15 protein-coding genes are annotated in these 16,382 nt (G+C 74.2%); 9 read left to right on the top strand and 6 right to left on the bottom strand.

Annotated elements, in window-relative coordinates:
• Positions 1 to 86 precede the first annotated feature (86 nt).
• The 4 genes from AAG742_RS01635 to AAG742_RS01620 all read left to right on the top strand — a co-directional run bounded on the left by AAG742_RS01635 (position 87) and on the right by AAG742_RS01620 (position 6,787).
• A complete protein-coding gene (locus AAG742_RS01635) occupies positions 87 to 3,125 on the top strand; it encodes a S8 family serine peptidase (protein ID WP_343282218.1) in 3,039 nt (1,012 codons plus the stop codon).
• A 112-nt stretch (positions 3,126 to 3,237) separates the two neighbouring features.
• Positions 3,238 to 4,191: an ornithine cyclodeaminase family protein gene (locus AAG742_RS01630; RefSeq protein ID WP_343282217.1), complete on the top strand. Its 954-nt coding sequence runs from the start codon at positions 3,238 to 3,240 to the stop codon at positions 4,189 to 4,191.
• 40 nt (positions 4,192 to 4,231) lie between these two features.
• Positions 4,232 to 5,596, top strand: a complete 1,365-nt coding sequence (gene tgt / locus AAG742_RS01625; RefSeq protein WP_248118041.1) for a tRNA guanosine(34) transglycosylase Tgt — start codon at positions 4,232 to 4,234, stop codon at positions 5,594 to 5,596.
• 249 nt (positions 5,597 to 5,845) lie between these two features.
• On the top strand, positions 5,846 to 6,787 hold the full coding sequence (locus tag AAG742_RS01620) for a hypothetical protein (RefSeq protein ID WP_343282216.1): 942 nt from the start codon (positions 5,846 to 5,848) through the stop codon (positions 6,785 to 6,787).
• Between the two features lie 98 nt (positions 6,788 to 6,885).
• On the opposite strand, the gene AAG742_RS01615 is transcribed toward AAG742_RS01620, so the two are convergent.
• Positions 6,886 to 8,100 carry an acyl-CoA dehydrogenase family protein gene (locus AAG742_RS01615; protein WP_298713620.1) on the bottom strand — a complete coding sequence of 405 codons (1,215 nt, stop codon included), beginning with the start codon at positions 8,098 to 8,100 and terminating at the stop codon, positions 6,886 to 6,888.
• Between the two features lie 126 nt (positions 8,101 to 8,226).
• Between AAG742_RS01615 and AAG742_RS01610 the strand changes: the two genes are divergently transcribed.
• Complete coding sequence (locus tag AAG742_RS01610; protein WP_343282215.1) at positions 8,227 to 8,832, top strand: helix-turn-helix domain-containing protein; 606 nt, start codon at positions 8,227 to 8,229, stop codon at positions 8,830 to 8,832.
• A 10-nt stretch (positions 8,833 to 8,842) separates the two neighbouring features.
• Here the strand turns inward: AAG742_RS01610 and AAG742_RS01605 are convergent, their stop codons facing one another.
• From AAG742_RS01605 to AAG742_RS01595, 3 genes are all read right to left on the bottom strand, one after another.
• The gene (locus AAG742_RS01605; protein ID WP_343282214.1) at positions 8,843 to 9,478 is read right to left on the bottom strand and encodes an N-acetyltransferase; all 636 of its coding nucleotides are present in this window, start codon (positions 9,476 to 9,478) and stop codon (positions 8,843 to 8,845) included.
• A gap of 98 nt (positions 9,479 to 9,576) precedes the next feature.
• Positions 9,577 to 9,900 (bottom strand): putative quinol monooxygenase, encoded by a 324-nt coding sequence (locus AAG742_RS01600; RefSeq protein WP_010079505.1) that lies wholly within the window; start codon positions 9,898 to 9,900, stop codon positions 9,577 to 9,579.
• Complete coding sequence (locus tag AAG742_RS01595) at positions 9,897 to 10,523, bottom strand: DUF4126 domain-containing protein (protein WP_298713629.1); 627 nt, start codon at positions 10,521 to 10,523, stop codon at positions 9,897 to 9,899. Before AAG742_RS01595 ends, AAG742_RS01600 begins: the two co-directional genes overlap by 4 nt.
• A gap of 131 nt (positions 10,524 to 10,654) precedes the next feature.
• Between AAG742_RS01595 and AAG742_RS01590 the strand changes: the two genes are divergently transcribed.
• The 4 genes from AAG742_RS01590 to AAG742_RS01575 all read left to right on the top strand — a co-directional run bounded on the left by AAG742_RS01590 (position 10,655) and on the right by AAG742_RS01575 (position 14,209).
• Positions 10,655 to 11,545, top strand: a complete 891-nt coding sequence (locus AAG742_RS01590; protein WP_248116604.1) for a hydroxymethylpyrimidine/phosphomethylpyrimidine kinase — start codon at positions 10,655 to 10,657, stop codon at positions 11,543 to 11,545.
• 234 nt (positions 11,546 to 11,779) lie between these two features.
• Positions 11,780 to 12,508 (top strand): peptidase dimerization domain-containing protein, encoded by a 729-nt coding sequence (locus AAG742_RS01585; protein ID WP_343282213.1) that lies wholly within the window; start codon positions 11,780 to 11,782, stop codon positions 12,506 to 12,508.
• Between the two features lie 90 nt (positions 12,509 to 12,598).
• Positions 12,599 to 13,639: a hypothetical protein gene (locus tag AAG742_RS01580; RefSeq protein ID WP_343282212.1), complete on the top strand. Its 1,041-nt coding sequence runs from the start codon at positions 12,599 to 12,601 to the stop codon at positions 13,637 to 13,639.
• A gap of 78 nt (positions 13,640 to 13,717) precedes the next feature.
• Entirely contained in the window at positions 13,718 to 14,209 is a 492-nt protein-coding gene (locus tag AAG742_RS01575; RefSeq protein ID WP_248116598.1) for a hypothetical protein, read from the top strand.
• Here the strand turns inward: AAG742_RS01575 and AAG742_RS01570 are convergent, their stop codons facing one another.
• On the bottom strand, positions 14,210 to 15,055 hold the full coding sequence (locus tag AAG742_RS01570; RefSeq protein WP_248116596.1) for a nuclease: 846 nt from the start codon (positions 15,053 to 15,055) through the stop codon (positions 14,210 to 14,212).
• Between the two features lie 160 nt (positions 15,056 to 15,215).
• On the bottom strand, positions 15,216 to 16,382 hold the full coding sequence (gene gcvT / locus AAG742_RS01565; protein ID WP_298713637.1) for a glycine cleavage system aminomethyltransferase GcvT: 1,167 nt from the start codon (positions 16,380 to 16,382) through the stop codon (positions 15,216 to 15,218).

Here is a 16,382-nt window from a genome sequence, read left to right as displayed (position 1 = left end):
CTCACAGGGGTGCGTGATGCACCTCACGGTGGTGGGATGGCGGGAACGTCGCCCAGGCGCCGTCCCGTCACTCACGGAGGATCCTCATGACCCACTCGCCCACTCGTCGCCACCGCGCCCTCGGGGTGACCTCGGCCCTCGCCCTGGTCCTCTCCGGCGCCGCCGCCGCCGGGGCCGCCCCCGAGCAGGGCTCGGCCGCCCCCGATCCCGACGCGGTCACCGCCGTCACCGGGGCCGCGGCGGACACGTCCCGCACCGCGCCCGCCCCCGAGACCTTCGAGGACGGCGCCTACGTCGTCGTCCTGGCGGAGGCCCCCGTGGCCTCCTACGACGGCGGCACCGAGGGGTACGCCCCCACCCGCCCCGGCAAGGGCAAGGGCCGGGACAACGGCTTCAACCCCAAGAGCGCGAACGCCCGGGCCTACGCCAAGCACCTGACGAAGAAGCAGGACACGGTCCTCGAGCGCACCGGCGCCGGCGCCCCGCACACCCGGTACACCACCGCCCTCAACGGATTCTCCGGCACGTTCACCGCGCAGGAGGCTGCGGCCCTCGCCGCCGACCCGGCCGTGCTCGCCGTCGTGCCGGACGAGATCCGCCAGATGGACACCGTCTCCTCCCCCGACTTCCTCGGCCTCACGGGCAAGAAGGGCGTGTGGGCGGGGCTCCTGGGCAAGAAGGGCGATCAGGCGCAGGCCGGCCGCGGCGTCGTCGTCGGCGTGATCGACAGCGGCATCCGCCCGGAGGCCGCCTCCTTCCAGGACCGCGGCCACCCCGCCGCCCCCGCGGACTGGGCCGGCGGCTGCGAGACCGGTGACGCGGAGGCGTTCCCCGCCGACTCGTGCAACGACAAGCTGATCGGCGCCAAGTACTTCGTGCAGGGCTTCGGCGCCGCCCGCCTGGCCGAGGTCGAGACCCTCTCCCCGCTGGACGCCGGCGGCCACGGCACCCACACCGCCTCCACGGCGGCCGGCAACAAGGACGTGACCGCCACGGTGGACGGCCTCGAGCGCGGCACCGTCTCCGGCATGGCCCCGGGCGCCCACGTGGCCGCCTACAAGGCCTGCTGGGAGGGCGTCACCGGCGGCGGCTGCGCCACCTCGGACACCGTGGCCGCGATCGACGCGGCCGTGGCCGACGGCGTGGACGTCGTGAACTTCTCGATCTCCGGCACGAGCACCAACGTCGTGGACCCGGTGGAGGTGGCCTTCATGAACGCCGCCACCGCCGGCGTGTTCGTCGCGGCCTCGTCCGGCAACTCCGGCCCCACGGTCTCGACGACGGCGCACCCCTCGCCGTGGATCACCACCGTGGCGGCCTCGAGCCACGCGGTCTACGAGCACACGCTCGTGACCGGCGACGGCCAGCGCTTCATCGGCTCCTCCGTCACCGCCCCGCTGCCCGCCTCCACTGCCCTGGTCTACGCCGGCGACATCGCCGCCGCGGGCGCGGACCCCGCGAAGGCCGCCCTGTGCCTGCCGGGCACCCTCGACTCCGCGAAGGCGGCCGGGAAGATCGTGGTCTGCGACCGCGGCGAGAACGCCCGCGCCCAGAAGTCCACCGTGGTCAAGGACGCCGGCGGCGTCGGCATGGTGCTCGTGAACGTCACCGACGCCGGCCTCAACGCCGACCTGCACGCGATCCCCTCCGTGCACCTGGACCACACGAACCGCGATGCCCTGCTGGCCTACGTGCGGGCCGGGAACGCCACCGGCCAGATCCTGGCCACGAACGAGGGCACCACCACCCTGGTCCCCGAGGTCGCGGGCTTCTCCTCGCGCGGCCCGTCCCTGGCCGCCGAGTCGGACCTGCTGAAGCCGGACATCTCCGCCCCCGGCGTGGACGTGCTCGCCGCATACTCGCCGGAGGAGGCGGGCGAGGACTTCGCCTACGTCTCGGGCACCTCGATGTCCTCCCCGCACATCGCGGGCCTCGCCGCGCTCGTGAAGCAGGGACGCCCCGAGTTCAGCCCCATGGAGATCAAGTCCGCCATGATGACGACGGCGCGCGACCACGCGTCCGAGACGTCCCCGTTCGCGGGCGGCGCGGGCTTCGTGGACCCCACGACGATGATGGACCCGGGGCTCGTGTTCGACTCGGACCGAGAGGACTGGTTCGACTACCTCGCCGGCCAGGGCATCACGTTCGCGGCCACCGGCGAGCCGGTCTCCGAGAACCCGATCGACGCCTCGGACCTCAACGTCCCCTCGATCGCGATGGGCGAGCTCTACGGCTCGCAGACCGTGACCCGCACGCTCACCAACGTGGGTCGCTCCAACGGCGAGTGGACCGCGCACGTGGAGGGCCTCGAGGGCCTCGACGTCTCCGTCTCCCCACAGGTCATCAAGCCGCGCCGCGGGGCCGACGCGGACGTGGACATCTCCGTCACCGCCGCGGGCGCTCCCGCGGGCGAGTGGGCCACCGGCCACATCGTGTGGACCGGCCCGGCCGAGCAGCGGGTGCGGATCCCCGTGGTCGTGCGCCCCGGCGTCGCCGACGCCCCGGCCACCGTGACCGTGGAGCGGGACGCCGACTCGCTCGAGCTGCCGGTCCTCTCCGGCGTGGACGGGACCTTCACCACCCGCGTGAACGGGCTGACCCGCGGCGAGGAGCACACCGGCACCACGGTGCGCCGCCCGTTCTTCGACAAGGCCGACGCGGCCCTGACCGCTCACGACTTCGCGTACCCGCGCGGCTACCCCACCGTGCGGATCGAGGCCGAGACCACCGCGCCCGACGTGGACCTGGACGTCTACGTGACGAGCTCGTGGTCCGGCTACCCCGTGGCCCGCTCCACGACGCGCGGCACCGGCACGGAGGTCTACCAGGGCCGGATCTACAGCTCGGCCCCCGAGCACCAGGTCTACGTGGTCGCGAAGCCGGGCGCGGACGGCCTGCCCTCCGACGCGCCGATCGACTACACGCTGCGGGTGTTCTTCCCGCAGGAGGGCGGCGGCGACAACGGCGTGCTGACCTTCGACCCGGCCTCCGCCGCGGTGAAGCCCGGAGAGACGCACGTCTTCCACGGCACCCTGGAGACCGACGGGGTCAGCCCCTACATGGGCACCGTGGACATCCTGCACGACGGCAGGGTGGTGGACACCACCACCGTGCGCGTGCAGTGATGCGCGGATGAGGCGGGCCCGCCGGCGAGAGCCGAGCGGGACCCCCGGAGACGAGGCGGCCCCCTGACGGGGGCCGCCTCTTCCGTGCCATCCCTTCCGTACCGTGGAGGCCATGACCGCGAACGACGTCCCCCCGTCCTCCCTGCCCTACGTCCCCGGCCCCGCCGTCCGCGCGGCGCTGACCCCCACGCAGGCCGTGGACGCCCTCGAGGCGGCGCTGCGCTCCGGCGTCGATCCGGAGCACGACGCCCCGCGCACCCGCCTGGACACCGCGCACGGCCAGCTGCTGCAGATGCCCTCGACGGCGGGCACGGACACCGGCACGAAGCTGCTGACCGTCTCCCCGGACAATCCCGCGCGGGACCGGCCGCTCATCCAGGGCGTCTACGTCCTCTTCGGCGGCGAGGAGCAGTCCCCGCGCGCGGTGATTGACGGGCTCGAGCTCACCAACCTGCGCACCGCGGCGGTCTCCGCGCTGGGTGTCCGGCTGATGGGGACGACGGCGCCGCGTCACCTCGCGGTGTTCGGCACCGGGGTGCAGGCGTGGGAGCACGCCGTGGCGTTCGCGGACGTGTTCACGCTGGAGCGGATCACGGTGGCCGGGCGGAACCGTCTCAAGGCCGAGGCCATGGCCGCACGGATCGAACGGGAGCTGGGCGTCGACGCGGACACCGGCGGCGCGGAGGCCGCCGCCGAGGGCGACGCGGTGGTGTGCGCCACGTCCGCGACCCGGCCCTTCTTCGACGGCGACCTCGTGCGGGACGACGCCGTCGTCGTCGCGATGGGCGCCCACACCCCGGACGCCCGAGAGCTGGACGACGTCCTCATGGGGCGCGGCTTCGTGGCCGTGGAGTCCCGGGACTCCGCCCTGCGGGAGGCCGGGGACGTGCTCCTGGCGATCGAGGCCGGCGCGCTGCGCGGGATCGAAGACGTGGCCACGCTCGCCGAGCTCGCGGCGGGGACGGCGCGTCGGCCGGCGGGCAGGCCCGGCGTGTTCGTGACCACGGGCATGCCGTGGCAGGACCTCGCGGTGGCCGTCGCCGTGGCCGAGCGCGCGGGGGCCTGAGCAGCCGCCCGCGCCGCACGCCGCCACTACGCTGAGACGCATGTCCGTCACCCCCGCACCTGCCTCCCGAGGGCGCCGCGCGCCGTCGTCGCCCGCCGCCGCGAGCGCCCCCGCCCATCCCACGCACTTCGGGTTCGAGGTGACCTCGCGCCTGGAGTCCGGGGGCGTCGACGGCGCCCCGCTGGGCCGCACCGGCGTGATCAGCACCCCGCACGGGCAGATCCAGACCCCGGCGTTCATCCCGGTGGCCACGCAGGCCACGGTCAAGGCCGTGCTGCCGGAGTCCATGAAGGAGCTCGGCGCGCAGGCCCTGCTGGCCAATGCCTACCACCTGTACCTCCAGCCCGGTGACGACCTCCTCGACGAGGCCGGCGGGCTGGGCGCGTTCATGAACTGGCCCGGCCCCACGTTCACGGACTCCGGCGGCTTCCAGGTGATGTCCTTGGGCTCCGGGTTCAAGAAGGTCATCGACATGAAGGGCCCGGACGCCCCGGCCGGCCAGGGCGCGGACGACGCCGTCGCCCCCGGCAAGGAGCGCCTGGCCAACGTGGACGACGACGGCGTGTGGTTCACGTCCCACCTCACCGGCGACAAGCACCGGTTCACGCCCGAGGTGTCACTGCAGATCCAGCACAACCTCGGGGCGGACATCATGTTCGCCTTCGACGAGTTGACCACCCTGCACAACTCCCGCGGTTACCAGGAGGAGGCCCTCGAGCGGACCCGCCGGTGGGCCCAGCGCTGCCTTGACGAGCACGCCCGCCTCACCGGGGTCCGTGCCGACCGGCCGTACCAGGCGCTGTTCGGCGTGATCCAGGGCGCGCAATACGAGGACCTGCGCCGCAAGGCCTGCCGGGACCTCTCCGCGATGCGCACGGAGTTCCCCGCGGCCGGGGAGCTGGACGCCGCGTCGAACGGCTTCGACGGCTACGGCGTGGGCGGGGCGCTCGAGAAGGAGAACCTCGGGACCATCGTCGGCTGGTGCGCGCAGGAGCTGCCCGAGGACAAGCCGCGACACCTGCTCGGGATCTCCGAGCCGGACGACCTCTTCACGGCCGTGGAGAACGGCGCGGACACGTTCGACTGCGTCTCCCCCACCCGCGTGGCCCGCACCGGCGCGTTCTACACGCGCGACGGCCGGTTCAACCTGCCGGGCGCGAAGTACAAGCGGGACTTCGGGCCGCTCGACGCCGAGTGCGACTGCTACGTGTGCGCGAACTACTCGCGGGCCTACATCCGCCACCTCATGAAGGCCAAGGAGATGGTGGCGCACACACTCGTCTCGATCCACAACGAGCGGTTCACGGTCTCCCTCGTGGACCGCATCCGCGCGGCCATGCAGGACGGGACGCTGCCCGATCTCAAGGCCGAGACCCTCGGCCGGTACTACGCCCCGAAGGGCTGAGGGGTGCCGGGTGCGCCGGCACGCTGCGACGGCGCGAGCCAGCACGCTGCGGCGGGCGCGAGCCAGACGTTTCTGCTGTTCTGAGGGGGCTGTCACGACCGATTCGTCTGGCTCGGCGACGCTCGGACGCGTGGGGGACGTGAGCCAGACGATTCAGCGGCTCCTGCACAGAGCCGCCGACCCGGCTCGCCCTCCACGGCCCTCGCCGTCGCGGCGCCGGGTCCGCCCATGGAAGGGGAGGCTGGCGGCATGGTCGCCCCTCCTCCACACGACGACGCCACCCTCAGCCCCGTCTTCCCGGTCGCCGCGGGGCTGCAGGCCGGTCTGACGGCCTCGCACCTGCGCGGCCCCCGGTTCGACGCCCCGCACCACGGGCTGCGGCACACCGCCGCGGGTCAGCCCTCACTGGCCGACGTCGTCCGCGCCCTCCAGCGGACGAACCCCGGCACCGCGGCCACCCACGCCACCGCCGCTCGCCTCTGGGGGATGTGGCTGCCGCGGCAGTGGGAGCGCGGCCCCATCCATCTGGCGCGCACGCGGGCCGAGGGCGGGGCGCCGCGCCGCAGCGGCGTCGTCGGGCATGAGCTGCACCCGCAGGACCCCGTGCTGGTGCGCTCGGGGGTGTGGATCACGACGCCGGCCGCCACCTGGGCGGCGCTGGCGCAGCTGGGCCTGCCGTTGGACGACGTCGTCGCCGCCGGGGACAGCCTGCTGCAACGGGCCGACGGCCCGGCGGGCCGGCGTCGTCCCGGCGAGCATCCACGGTGCACCGTGCGTGATCTGGAGGCGGAGGTGCTGCGGGTGCGCGGCAGGCGAGGGACGCGGACCCTGCGAGCGGCCCTGCCGCTGCTCAGGGACGGCGCGGATTCGAGGGCCGAGACGCTCCTGCGACTGGCGCTGACCGACGCGGGTGTGCCGGAGCCGGAGGTGAATCCGCTGCTGATGCTGAGCGACGGGTCCACCGTCCGGCCGGACCTGGTGTGGCGGGAGGCTCGCGTCTGCGTGCAGTACGAGGGCGATCATCACCGGACGGACCCGCAGCAGTGGCGCCGTGACATCGAGCGCGACCGCCGGATGCAGGCCGAGGGGTGGATCGTGCTGCGCGTGGCCGCCAGCGTCTTCACTCGGCGCGGCCTCGACGCCCTGCTGCGAGACCTCGCCGCCCACCTGCGGCTCCCTCTGCCTGCGTGAGCCAGACGAATCGGCCGCCGAGCCAGACGAATCAGCGGCAGGGGGACGTGCGTACCAGCAGGAATCTCTGGCTCACGCCGCCCCCCGCTCGCTTCATCTCACACGAACGCGCCGACCCCCGTGATCTCGCGGCCGATGATCAGCCCCTGCACGGTCTCGGTGCCCTCGTAGGTGTGGATCGCCTCGATGTCCGCGAAGTGGCGGGCCACCTCGTTCTGGATGAGGATGCCGTTGCCACCGAGCAGGTCGCGCGCGTTCGCGGCGATGGACCGCGCGGCGCGCGTCGCCGAGTACTTGGCCAGGGACGCCATCGGCCCGGTGAGCCGGCCCTCATCTTCGAGCCGGGTCGCGCGCAGCACGAGCAGCTGCACCTGGGTGAGCTGGGAGAGCATCTCGGCCAGGCGGGTCTGCACGCTCTGGGCGGCCGCCAGCGGCCGGCCGAACTGGACGCGCTGCCCCGCGTAGTGCACCGCCGCCTCGTAGCAGCCCACGGCCTTCCCGAGGGCGGACCACGCGACGCCCACGCGCGTGGCGAAGAGGACGCGGGAGGTGTCCTTGAAGGAGCGGGCCTCGGGCAGGACGTCGGCGTCGGGCACGAACACGCCGTCGAGGGTGATGTGGGCCTGGTCGATGGCCCGCAGCGCGACCTTGCCCTTGATGACCTCGGCCGTGTAGCCCTCGGACTCCTGGCGCACGATGAACCCGCGGACCTTCTCGTCCTCGGCGCTGCGCGCCCACACGACGGTCACGCCGCCGGCGGCCCCGTTGCCGATCCACTTCTTGTGCCCGTGCAGCCGCCAGCCGCCGTCGACGCGCTCGGCGCGGGTCTCCAGCGAGACGGAGTCGGAGCCGTGGGTCGGCTCCGTGAGCGCGAAGGCGCCGTAGAGCTCGCCGCGCGCCATGGCCGGCAGGTGCTCGGCACGCTGCTCCTCGCTGCCGCACAGCTGGATCGAGCGCATGGCCAGACCGCCCTGCACGCCCGTCATCGTGGCGATCGAGCCGTCCAGCCGCGAGAGCTCCATCATGGCCAGGCCCGCGGCCACGCGGGACACGTCGGGCAGCCCGGCGACGGGCACGCCGTCGCGCAGCAGGTCGGCCTGCCCCAGGCGGGCCACGAGGTCCAGCGGGTACTCGTGGCGGTCCCATGCATCCCGGATCCGGGGCAGCACGTCCGGCTCGAGCGCGAAGGCGCGGGCCCGACGCCACACGTCCTTCTCGGCGTCGGAGACGTCCGCGAGCGCCAGGTAGAAGTCGGTGTCCAGCGGCGTGGCGACGTCGTACTCGGGCTCGACGGTGGGCAGGGTCTCGGTCATGGTGGCCTCCCGGGCGGGGTCGGAGAGATGGGTGTGTCTGTCATCACCCTACACCGACTGACACGCCATCTCACAGAATCAGACGCAGTCTCACCCCGTCTCCTCGTCCGTGGCACCATGGCCCGCATGACGACGCCCGCCGAGGACACCCTCACCGCCCTGATCCACCTGCTGGACCGCGAGGGCTACGACGCCGTCACGGCCGACCAGCTCGCCCGCCAGGCCGGCATGAGCCGGGCCAGCTTCTTCCGCCACCTCGGCGGGAAGGAGGAGGTGGTCTTCGCCGACCACGCGGCGCTGCTCGCCCGCCTGGACGACTTCCTGCGCGGCACCTCCCTCGGCGTGCGGGAGGCCCTCGAGGAGGCGGTCCTCCAGGTCTTCCGGCACCACACCGACGATCCGGACCGCGCCCGGGCGCGCTCTCGCCTGCTCCGCGGCTCCCAGGCGCTGCGCACGCGCGAGCTGCTCACCTCGCACCGCTACACGGAGCTGTTCTCCGGCTGGCTCGCCTCGGCCCTGCCGGACACGCACGCGCGCGGCGGGGTCGCCGTCGGGCTGGCGGCGGCCGTGGTGGCCGTCCACAACCGCGCCCTGCGGGCGTGGCTCCACGCCCCGGCCGACGACGCCGAGGCCGGCCTGCGCACGGACCTCGCGGAGGTCATCGCGCGGCTCACGGCCGAGCCGGCCGAGGCCGAACGGACGCTCGCCGCCGTGCGCCGGCTCCTGGGCTGAGACCGGGCTCTCAGCGGCCGGCGACCTGCGCGTTCTCCGCCCCGAACGCGGGCGGGTAGCGGAACTCGCCGGCCGGCACCTCGGCCCCGTCCTGGAGCGTGAGGACCTGCAGCGCCTCGGGCTGCCGGGCGAAGGCCGCGCGCACGCCGTGCTCGGAGGCCCGGTGGAAGCCGAACTTCGCGTAGTACTCGGGCCAGCCGTAGACCACCACGACCTCCTCGCCGTCGGCCTGCGCCTTCTGCAGCAGGGCGTTGACGAGCGCGGTGCCGGCGCCCTCGCCCTGATGCTCGGGCAGGATGCCGTGCGGGGCGAGGGCGAGCACCTCGGCGTCGTCGATGTGGGCCCGGACCAGGGTGCCGTAGCCCATCGGGTCCGACTGCAGGTCCGTGCCGGGGATCGCGGCGGTCATGGCCACGAGGGAGTACTGGGGCAGCCAGCCCTCCGCGCCGCCGGCGAGCTCCTCGACGAGGTCGGCCTCGGCCGTGGACGCGAAGGCGAGCTCGGCGATCTGGCGGACGGCGCGGCGGTCCGCCGGATCGTCGTGATCGGCCTCACGGGTGGACCAGCGGTGGCCGAGATCCTGGCCGGCAGGGACGTGGGCGGCGCGGTGGCCGGGGGTCTGGGTGCTGTTCTGCTCGGCGCTCATGCGCTCACCGTAGCCAGGGTGTGACCCCGGATACAGAGACGGCGCCCTGCGTCACGCTCGTGACGCGGGCGCCATCGCCTCCTCCGGCCGGGGCGGGCTCAGTCGATCTGCAGCTCGCCCATCGGGCCGAAGCCCTCCGCACCGACCTGCTCGGAGATGATCTGGGGCGTGCTCGCCAGCAGCGGACGCATCGCGTCCAGGCCCTCCTGGAAGTGCGGGGACGCGACGTGGGCCTGCGCACCCTCGTCCGTGAACCCCTCGAGCAGGAAGTACTCGTTGGGGCCGCCCTCCACCGGGCGGTACCACTCGAAGAACAGGTTGCCGGGCTCGGAACGCACGTCCGCGGTGTACTTCGCGACGGCGTCCATCCACTCGTCGGCACGCTCGGGCTGGACGGTGAACTTCAGGTTGATGAGGATCATGCGGTCCATTCTGACCCGCCCGGGGCGGCAGCGGCACGGCCTCGCGTCCGCCGAGCGCGGAACCGCCGGGCCAGCAGCCACAGGCCCACGACGACGGCGACCACCAGCACGGCGACCAGCACCGGCAGGAACAGGGCCGTGAGGGTGAGGGCCGCCGCGGAGACGTCCTCCGCCGTCGAGAGGACGGGGGCCGCCGTGCCCACGGTGACCGTGTTGGCGCCCACGCGCGTGCCGGCCTTGGCCAGGTGCACCGCGAGCGCGATGCCCGCGCCGATGATCACCGGCACCCAGCCGGACCCGGCGAAGAGGGTGCCGGGGTCGTGGACCGCCGTCGTCTCGGCGCCGACGCCGGAGGCGAACACGATGCCGCCGGCCGCGGGACGCACGACCGTCTGGACGACGTCGTTGACCGCGTCCACCCCGGGGATCTTGTCCGCGACGAGCTCGAGCGCGAGCAGGACGCCGAGGATCCAGAGGGAGGCGTCGGCGGACAGCCACGTCCAGCCCGCGGGCAGGTCGACGAGCCCCGTGAACCGGTCCAGCAGACCCAGGGCGAACAGGGGGATGTAGGCGTTGAGCCCGGCCGAGGTGGCCAGGCCCGTGCCGGTGAGGAACTCGAGCACGTCCGTCCCCTTCCTTCGCGGGTCGCTCGGGGCGCCCGGGCGGACGCTCCGGGTCCGAGGACCCTCGCTCCCCCGTGAACACCGCCGGCCGTCGGGCGCTTCCCGTCCGGGGTCGGTCCTACCATGGGCGCATGCCCCAGACCGCGCACTCCCCCCAGCACTCCGCGTCCGCCCCCGCCCTCGCCCTGGCCATCGCCGGATCGGAGGCCACCGGCGGCGCCGGTGCGCAGGCCGACCTGAAGACGTTCCAGGAGCTCGGAGTCTTCGGCGTCGTCAGCCTGACGTGCATCGTCTCCTTCGACCCGCAGGACGAGTGGAGCCACCGCTTCTTCCCCGTGCCCACCGCGGTGCTCGCGGATCAGCTGGAGGCGGTGCAGGCGGACTACGCCGGCCGTCTGCGCACCGTGAAGCTCGGCATGATGGGCTCCCCGGAGACCGTCCGCACCACCGCCGAGGCGCTGAAGCGCCAGGAGTGGGACCACGTCCTGCTGGACCCGGTGCTGATCTGCAAGGGCCAGGAGCCGGGCCACGCGCTAGACACGGACCGGGCCCTGAGGGACGAGCTGCTCCCGCTGGCCACCTTCACCACCCCGAACCACTTCGAGACCGAGCAGCTCTCCGGCATGACCGTGCGCACCGTGGAGGACCTGACCGCCGCCGCCGAGCGAATCCACGAGATCTCCGGCGCGGCCGTGCTCGCCAAGGGCGGCATGCACATCGCGGGCCCGGACGCCGTGGACGTGTTCGTGGACGGGGACACCGTGGAGGTGCTCGTCCACCCGAAGATCGGGGAGGCCGGCGTCTCCGGCGCCGGCTGCTCGCTGGCCGCCGCCGTCACCGCCGAGCTCGCCAAGGGCGCCACCCCCCTCGAGGCCGCCCGTCGCGCGAAGGAGTTCGTGGCCGCGGGCATCGCCCAGGCCGTGGAGGGGGCCACCCCGTTCGCCGCGCTGTGGCAGGGCGGCCTGCGGAGGGCGCACGACCCCGTGCGCCCGACTGTGGCACCGGGCGGCGGGCGCGCGTGAGCGGGCGGTCGCACGCGTGAGCGTGGGCGCATCCCCCACCCCGCTCGCAGGTCTGGACCTGGCGGTCGCGACGGCCCTGCAGGTGGACCCCCGCGCCAGCTGGCGACGGATCGCCACGGTGCTCGGCGCCCCGGAGCGCACGGTGGCCCGCCACGGGGCGGCGCTGCTGGAGTCCGGAACGGTGCAGGTGGCCGGGACGCCGGCGCGCTGCTCGAGGACGGACTGTGGGACCGGGTGCCCCGCCCCGCCGCCGTGCTGGGCCAGCACGTCATGCCGGCGCGGGCGGGCACCGTCCGCTACGTCACCGGCGACGCGATGTCCCTCGCCGACTCCTTCCGCGTGACCTTCCGCCGCCGGGGGGCGCACGGGTCCATGCCGGAGCGCTCGATCGGCCCCATCCTCCTGGCCGCCCACGCGGTGACGCGGCTGCAGGGGGTCGTCTCCCGCGAGGTGGCCCCGTCCGATCGCGCGGTCGTCACGGTGGGGACCTTCCACGCCGGGCTCAAGGAGAACGTCATCCCGGACACCGCGGAGATCGCGCTGAACGTGCGCACGCCCACGCCCGAGGTCCGCGCGAAGGTCTCCGCGGCGATCCACCGGATCCTCACGGCCGAGGCGCTGGCCTCCGGCGCCCCCGAACCCGAGATCGTCCGGTACAACTCGTTCCCCCGCACCCACAACGACGTCGAGCTCACCCCGTCCGTGATGGACGCGCTGCGCGCGGAGCTGGGGGCCGAGGCCGTCACCGAGATGCCGCCGCTGATGGGCTCGGAGGACGTCGGGGCCCTCGCCGACGCGCTCGGCGTCCCGCTGGTCTACTGGTTCCTGGGCGGATTCGAGGGCGACGAGCTCGAGGACAACCCCGCCAACCACACCCCGCAGTTCGCCCCCGTGCTGGAGCCGACCCTGACCACGGGCGTCCACGCCGCCCTCGCCGGGATCCTACACGTGCTCGGCCGCTGAGCCGGGCGGGCGGGACCGGTGCCGCCGCGGGCGCGACGACGGAGCCGCCAACCCGGGACACCCCGCGGGGTCATGGCACAGACTGGGGTCATGGACACTCATCGCCCCGCCTCGTCCGGCGCCCCCGTCCCCCCGGCCGACGACCTCGGCCTGACCGCCCCTGCCGACGTCATGGCCACCCGCACCACCCCGGCCCCGCCGGTCGTGGTGGAGACCCGCGTCCCCGCCCAGGAACGCGTCGAGCGCACCGTGGACGTGCGCACCACCACGCCCGAGCCCCCGGTCGTGCGCACCGTGGTGACCGGCACCGACGCCCCGACCCGCCGCGTGGAAGAGTCCTCGGAGTCCTCTCGCCTCCCCTGGCTGCTCGGCGGCGGCGCCATCGCCACCGGCGCCCTCGCCACGGCGGTCACCGCGGCCATGCGTCACGCCCGCACCCCGGAGCCCACCCCCATGGAGCGCCTCCTGCGACCCGAGGCCTACGGCCCCGCCCTCGCGGCCCTCGCGGCCACGGTCGCCGCCGCCGTCGGGCTCACCCGCTCCGCGCGCTCCCGCCGCCGTGAGGACGAGGCCGAGGGCGTGTACTCCTACGCCCCCCTCGTGGCCACCGCGGAGACGGACCGTCGCACCGCCGTGGAGGACGCCTACGTGCCCCTCGCCACGGACGTCACGGACGAGGCCGACGACGCGGTGGAGACCGCGCCCGTGCCGGTGGAGGCGCGCGTTTTGGTGGAGACGCTGCTGGACCCCACGCTCTTCGAGGGCCGTGACCTGCCCGGCGCGGCCGCCCTGCGCGCCCAGCTGCCGCACATGCGCACCGTCGCCGACGCTGTCCGCATCCCCGCCGACGGCGACGCCGAGGGCATCGACTGGCTCCCCCTCGTGGTGGAGGCGGAGGAGGACGTGGAGCGCGCCGTGCCCCACGACTTCACCTGGCCCGTGCGCGGCCACTTCACCCATGAGGGCCAGCCGTTCGAGCTCACCCTCCTGGTGATCGACGGTGAGCTGGGCGCCCTGACCGTCTCCCCCGATGAGGAGTCCGGCCGCCTCGTGTGGGACGAGATCCCCACGGTGCAGACCTGGCCGGGCGTGCACCAGCTGTCCTTCGAGGTGGACGGCGAGCGCCGCTGACACCCTGGACGACCGGCGTCGGGCGGCTCCCCACTAGAGTGGGGAGCCGCCCGACGTCGTCCAACCACGGAGTGCCCCATGACCACCCCCGCCCCGGTCAAGTCCACCGCTCGCGCCCGCCGCGCGGCCCAGCGCGCCGCCGCGGGCCCGCGTCCGCGCCTGCGGATGGGCCTCAACGGGTTCCTCGTGGCCTGGCTCGCGCCGAACCTGGTGATGGCGGCGATCGTGGCGGCGCTCTCCCTCATCCCGGGGCTCCAGGAGTTCGGCAGCCTCACGCCGCTGCTGAGCGTGGTCGGGATCGCGGGCCTCGTGGTGGGCCTGCCGCTGTGCCTGCTCGTCAACGTGGCCTTCCGCCACGTCACCAACCAGTGGGTCCACGTGCTGGCCTACGCCCTCGTGGGCATGCTCTACGGGCTCGTGGTGCTCACGCAGGGCGCCGGGGGCGTGCTGCCGATGCTCATCCCGGTGATCGGGTTCCCGGCCGGCGTGCTCATGGGCCTGGGCCGCATGGCCGCCCGGCCGCTCGTGGACGTCGTGACGCCGGGCGCCGAGGATCCCGCCGCGGCGTGATCAGCCCTGCGCGACGAGCTCGTTGCGCTTCGCGTTGAGGTCCCGCAGCACCTGCAGGCCCTCGGAGACGACGGCGTCCGCCTTCTTCTGGAGGTCCTCCTTGGCCGGGGCCCACGCGAGGTCCGTGAAGGTGCCACGCGAAGCGTCGAGCTCGGCGATGTCCTGGCGCACGAGCCGCACCTCGTCCAGCGTGTCGGCGTACTCCACGGAGCGCTGGTCGATCGCGTCCACGGTGGCCTCGGCGCTCGTCGGCGCGTGCTCGAGGGCGTAGGAGGACTCGTAGAGCTCGTGGTTGAGCGTGCAGTTCTCCTCGACGTCGTAGAGCCCCGACCCCCGGCCGTTCGCGCTCTTCCGCGCCGTCTCGTTGGCCTGGGCGATCTCCTCCCGGAGACCACGGCCCACGCCCTCGCCGGTGGGGGCCGCCATGCCCGCCTCCGCCATGTCCACGTTCACGGTGGAGCCGGCGAGCGTGAACACCGCCGACTCGGTGCCCTCGGGCGCCCCGTGACGGCTCGTCTTGACGGTGGCCACGGCGCCCTGCGGCAGGCGGTCGCGCAGCCACGCGTACGACTCCTCGCCCAGGCAGAACTCGGTGCCGACGCGCAGGCCGTCCGGATTGCGCGGGGCCGCGGTCACACCGGCCATGACCAGGGTCTTCTGCTCCCCGCCCGCGTTCACCACCACGGTGTTGCCGTCCACCACGGAGACGATGTCCACGCGGGAGCGCTCGTCCACGATGCCCTTGAGCACGGAGAGCACCCCGAGGAGCAGGAGCAGGCCCGCCACCCCGAGGAAGATGAGCAAGCCCTTCTTGGGCACCCGGGCTTGAGCGGCGACGTGAGTCATGCGGACTTCCTGCAGGTGGGCGATGGAGGGTGGGGGACGACGACCGCCCCGCGGGCGGGGCCGTCGGGCCCGGAGGCCGAGTCTAGCGAAGCGCCCCGGACCTGCCGTGCGGCGGGTCCGGGGCGCTGCGGCGCCGGGTGCGCGCGAGGGCGCCCCGCGGTCAGCGCTCGCGTCGGTAGAACGGCAGCGGCACCACGGTGAAGGGCTCGCCCTTGCCGCGCAGGTCCACCTGGAGGGAGGTGCCCTCGGCGGCGTGCTCGCGGGCCACGCGGGCCATCGCGATCGGGAAGCCGAGCGTGGGGCTCGGGGCGCCCGAGGTGACCTCGCCGACCCGGTTGCCCTCGGCGTCGAGGACGGGATAGCCGTGGCGGGCGGCCCGGCGGCCCTCGCCGCGCAGGCCCACGAGGACCTCCTGGACGTCGTCGGCGCCCACGAGGGCGGCCTTGCCCACGAAGTCCGCCTCCTTGGCCGCCGGCACCGCGAAGCTCACACCGGAGGCGTGGGGCTGGTGCGCGGTGTCCAGCTCGTTGCCGTACAGCGGCATGCCGGCTTCGAGGCGCAACGAGTCGCGGGAGGCGAGGCCGCACGGGGTGAGCTCGACGTCGGCGGCCTCGGCCGCCTGCAGCATCGCGTTCCACACGGCGGAGCCGCGGTCGCCCGCCTCCTGGCGGGAGTCCGCGGGCACGAACAGCTCGAAGCCGTCCTCGCCCGTGTACCCCGTGCGGGCCACGAGCACGGTGACCTCGCCGGCGTCGGTGGGGAGGCTCAGCGTGAGGTGGCCGTAGTACTTCAGGCCCGCCAGCTGCTCGGCCTGCGCGGGCATGGCGTGGGCCAGGATCGCCTCGGCGCGCGGGCCCTGCACCGCCACGAGGGCCGTGGAGGCGGACTCGTCCTCGACCGTCGCGTCCCACCCGGAGGCGCGCTGGTTCAGGGCCGTGTGCACCGCGGCGATGTTGCCGGCGTTGGGGACCACGAGGAAGTCGGGCTCGGAGCCCTCGGCGCCGTCGTCCCTGCGGTAGACGATCAGGTCGTCCAGGATCGTGCCGGCGTCCGTGAGGCAGAGCGCGTACTTGGCGCGGCCCGGCTTCAGCACGGAGAGCGTGCTGGAGAGGGCGTGGTCCAGCATGGCGCCGGCCTCGCGGCCGCTCACGCGGACCTCGCCCATGTGGGAGAGGTCGAACAGGCCCGCCGAGCCGCGGACGGCCTTGTGCTCGGCCAGCTCGGACCCGTACTTCAGGGGCATGTTCCAGCCGCCGAAGTCGGTGAAGGAGGCCCCGGCGGCCTCGTGGACCGGATGGAGCGGGGAGTTGCGCAGGGAGTCGGTCAT

The organism is Micrococcus sp. 2A (assembly GCF_039519235.1).
Classification (GTDB): domain Bacteria; phylum Actinomycetota; class Actinomycetes; order Actinomycetales; family Micrococcaceae; genus Micrococcus.
The sequence above is the reverse complement of the archived record's forward strand: the minus strand, read 5'-3'. Positions and strand labels throughout refer to the sequence as shown.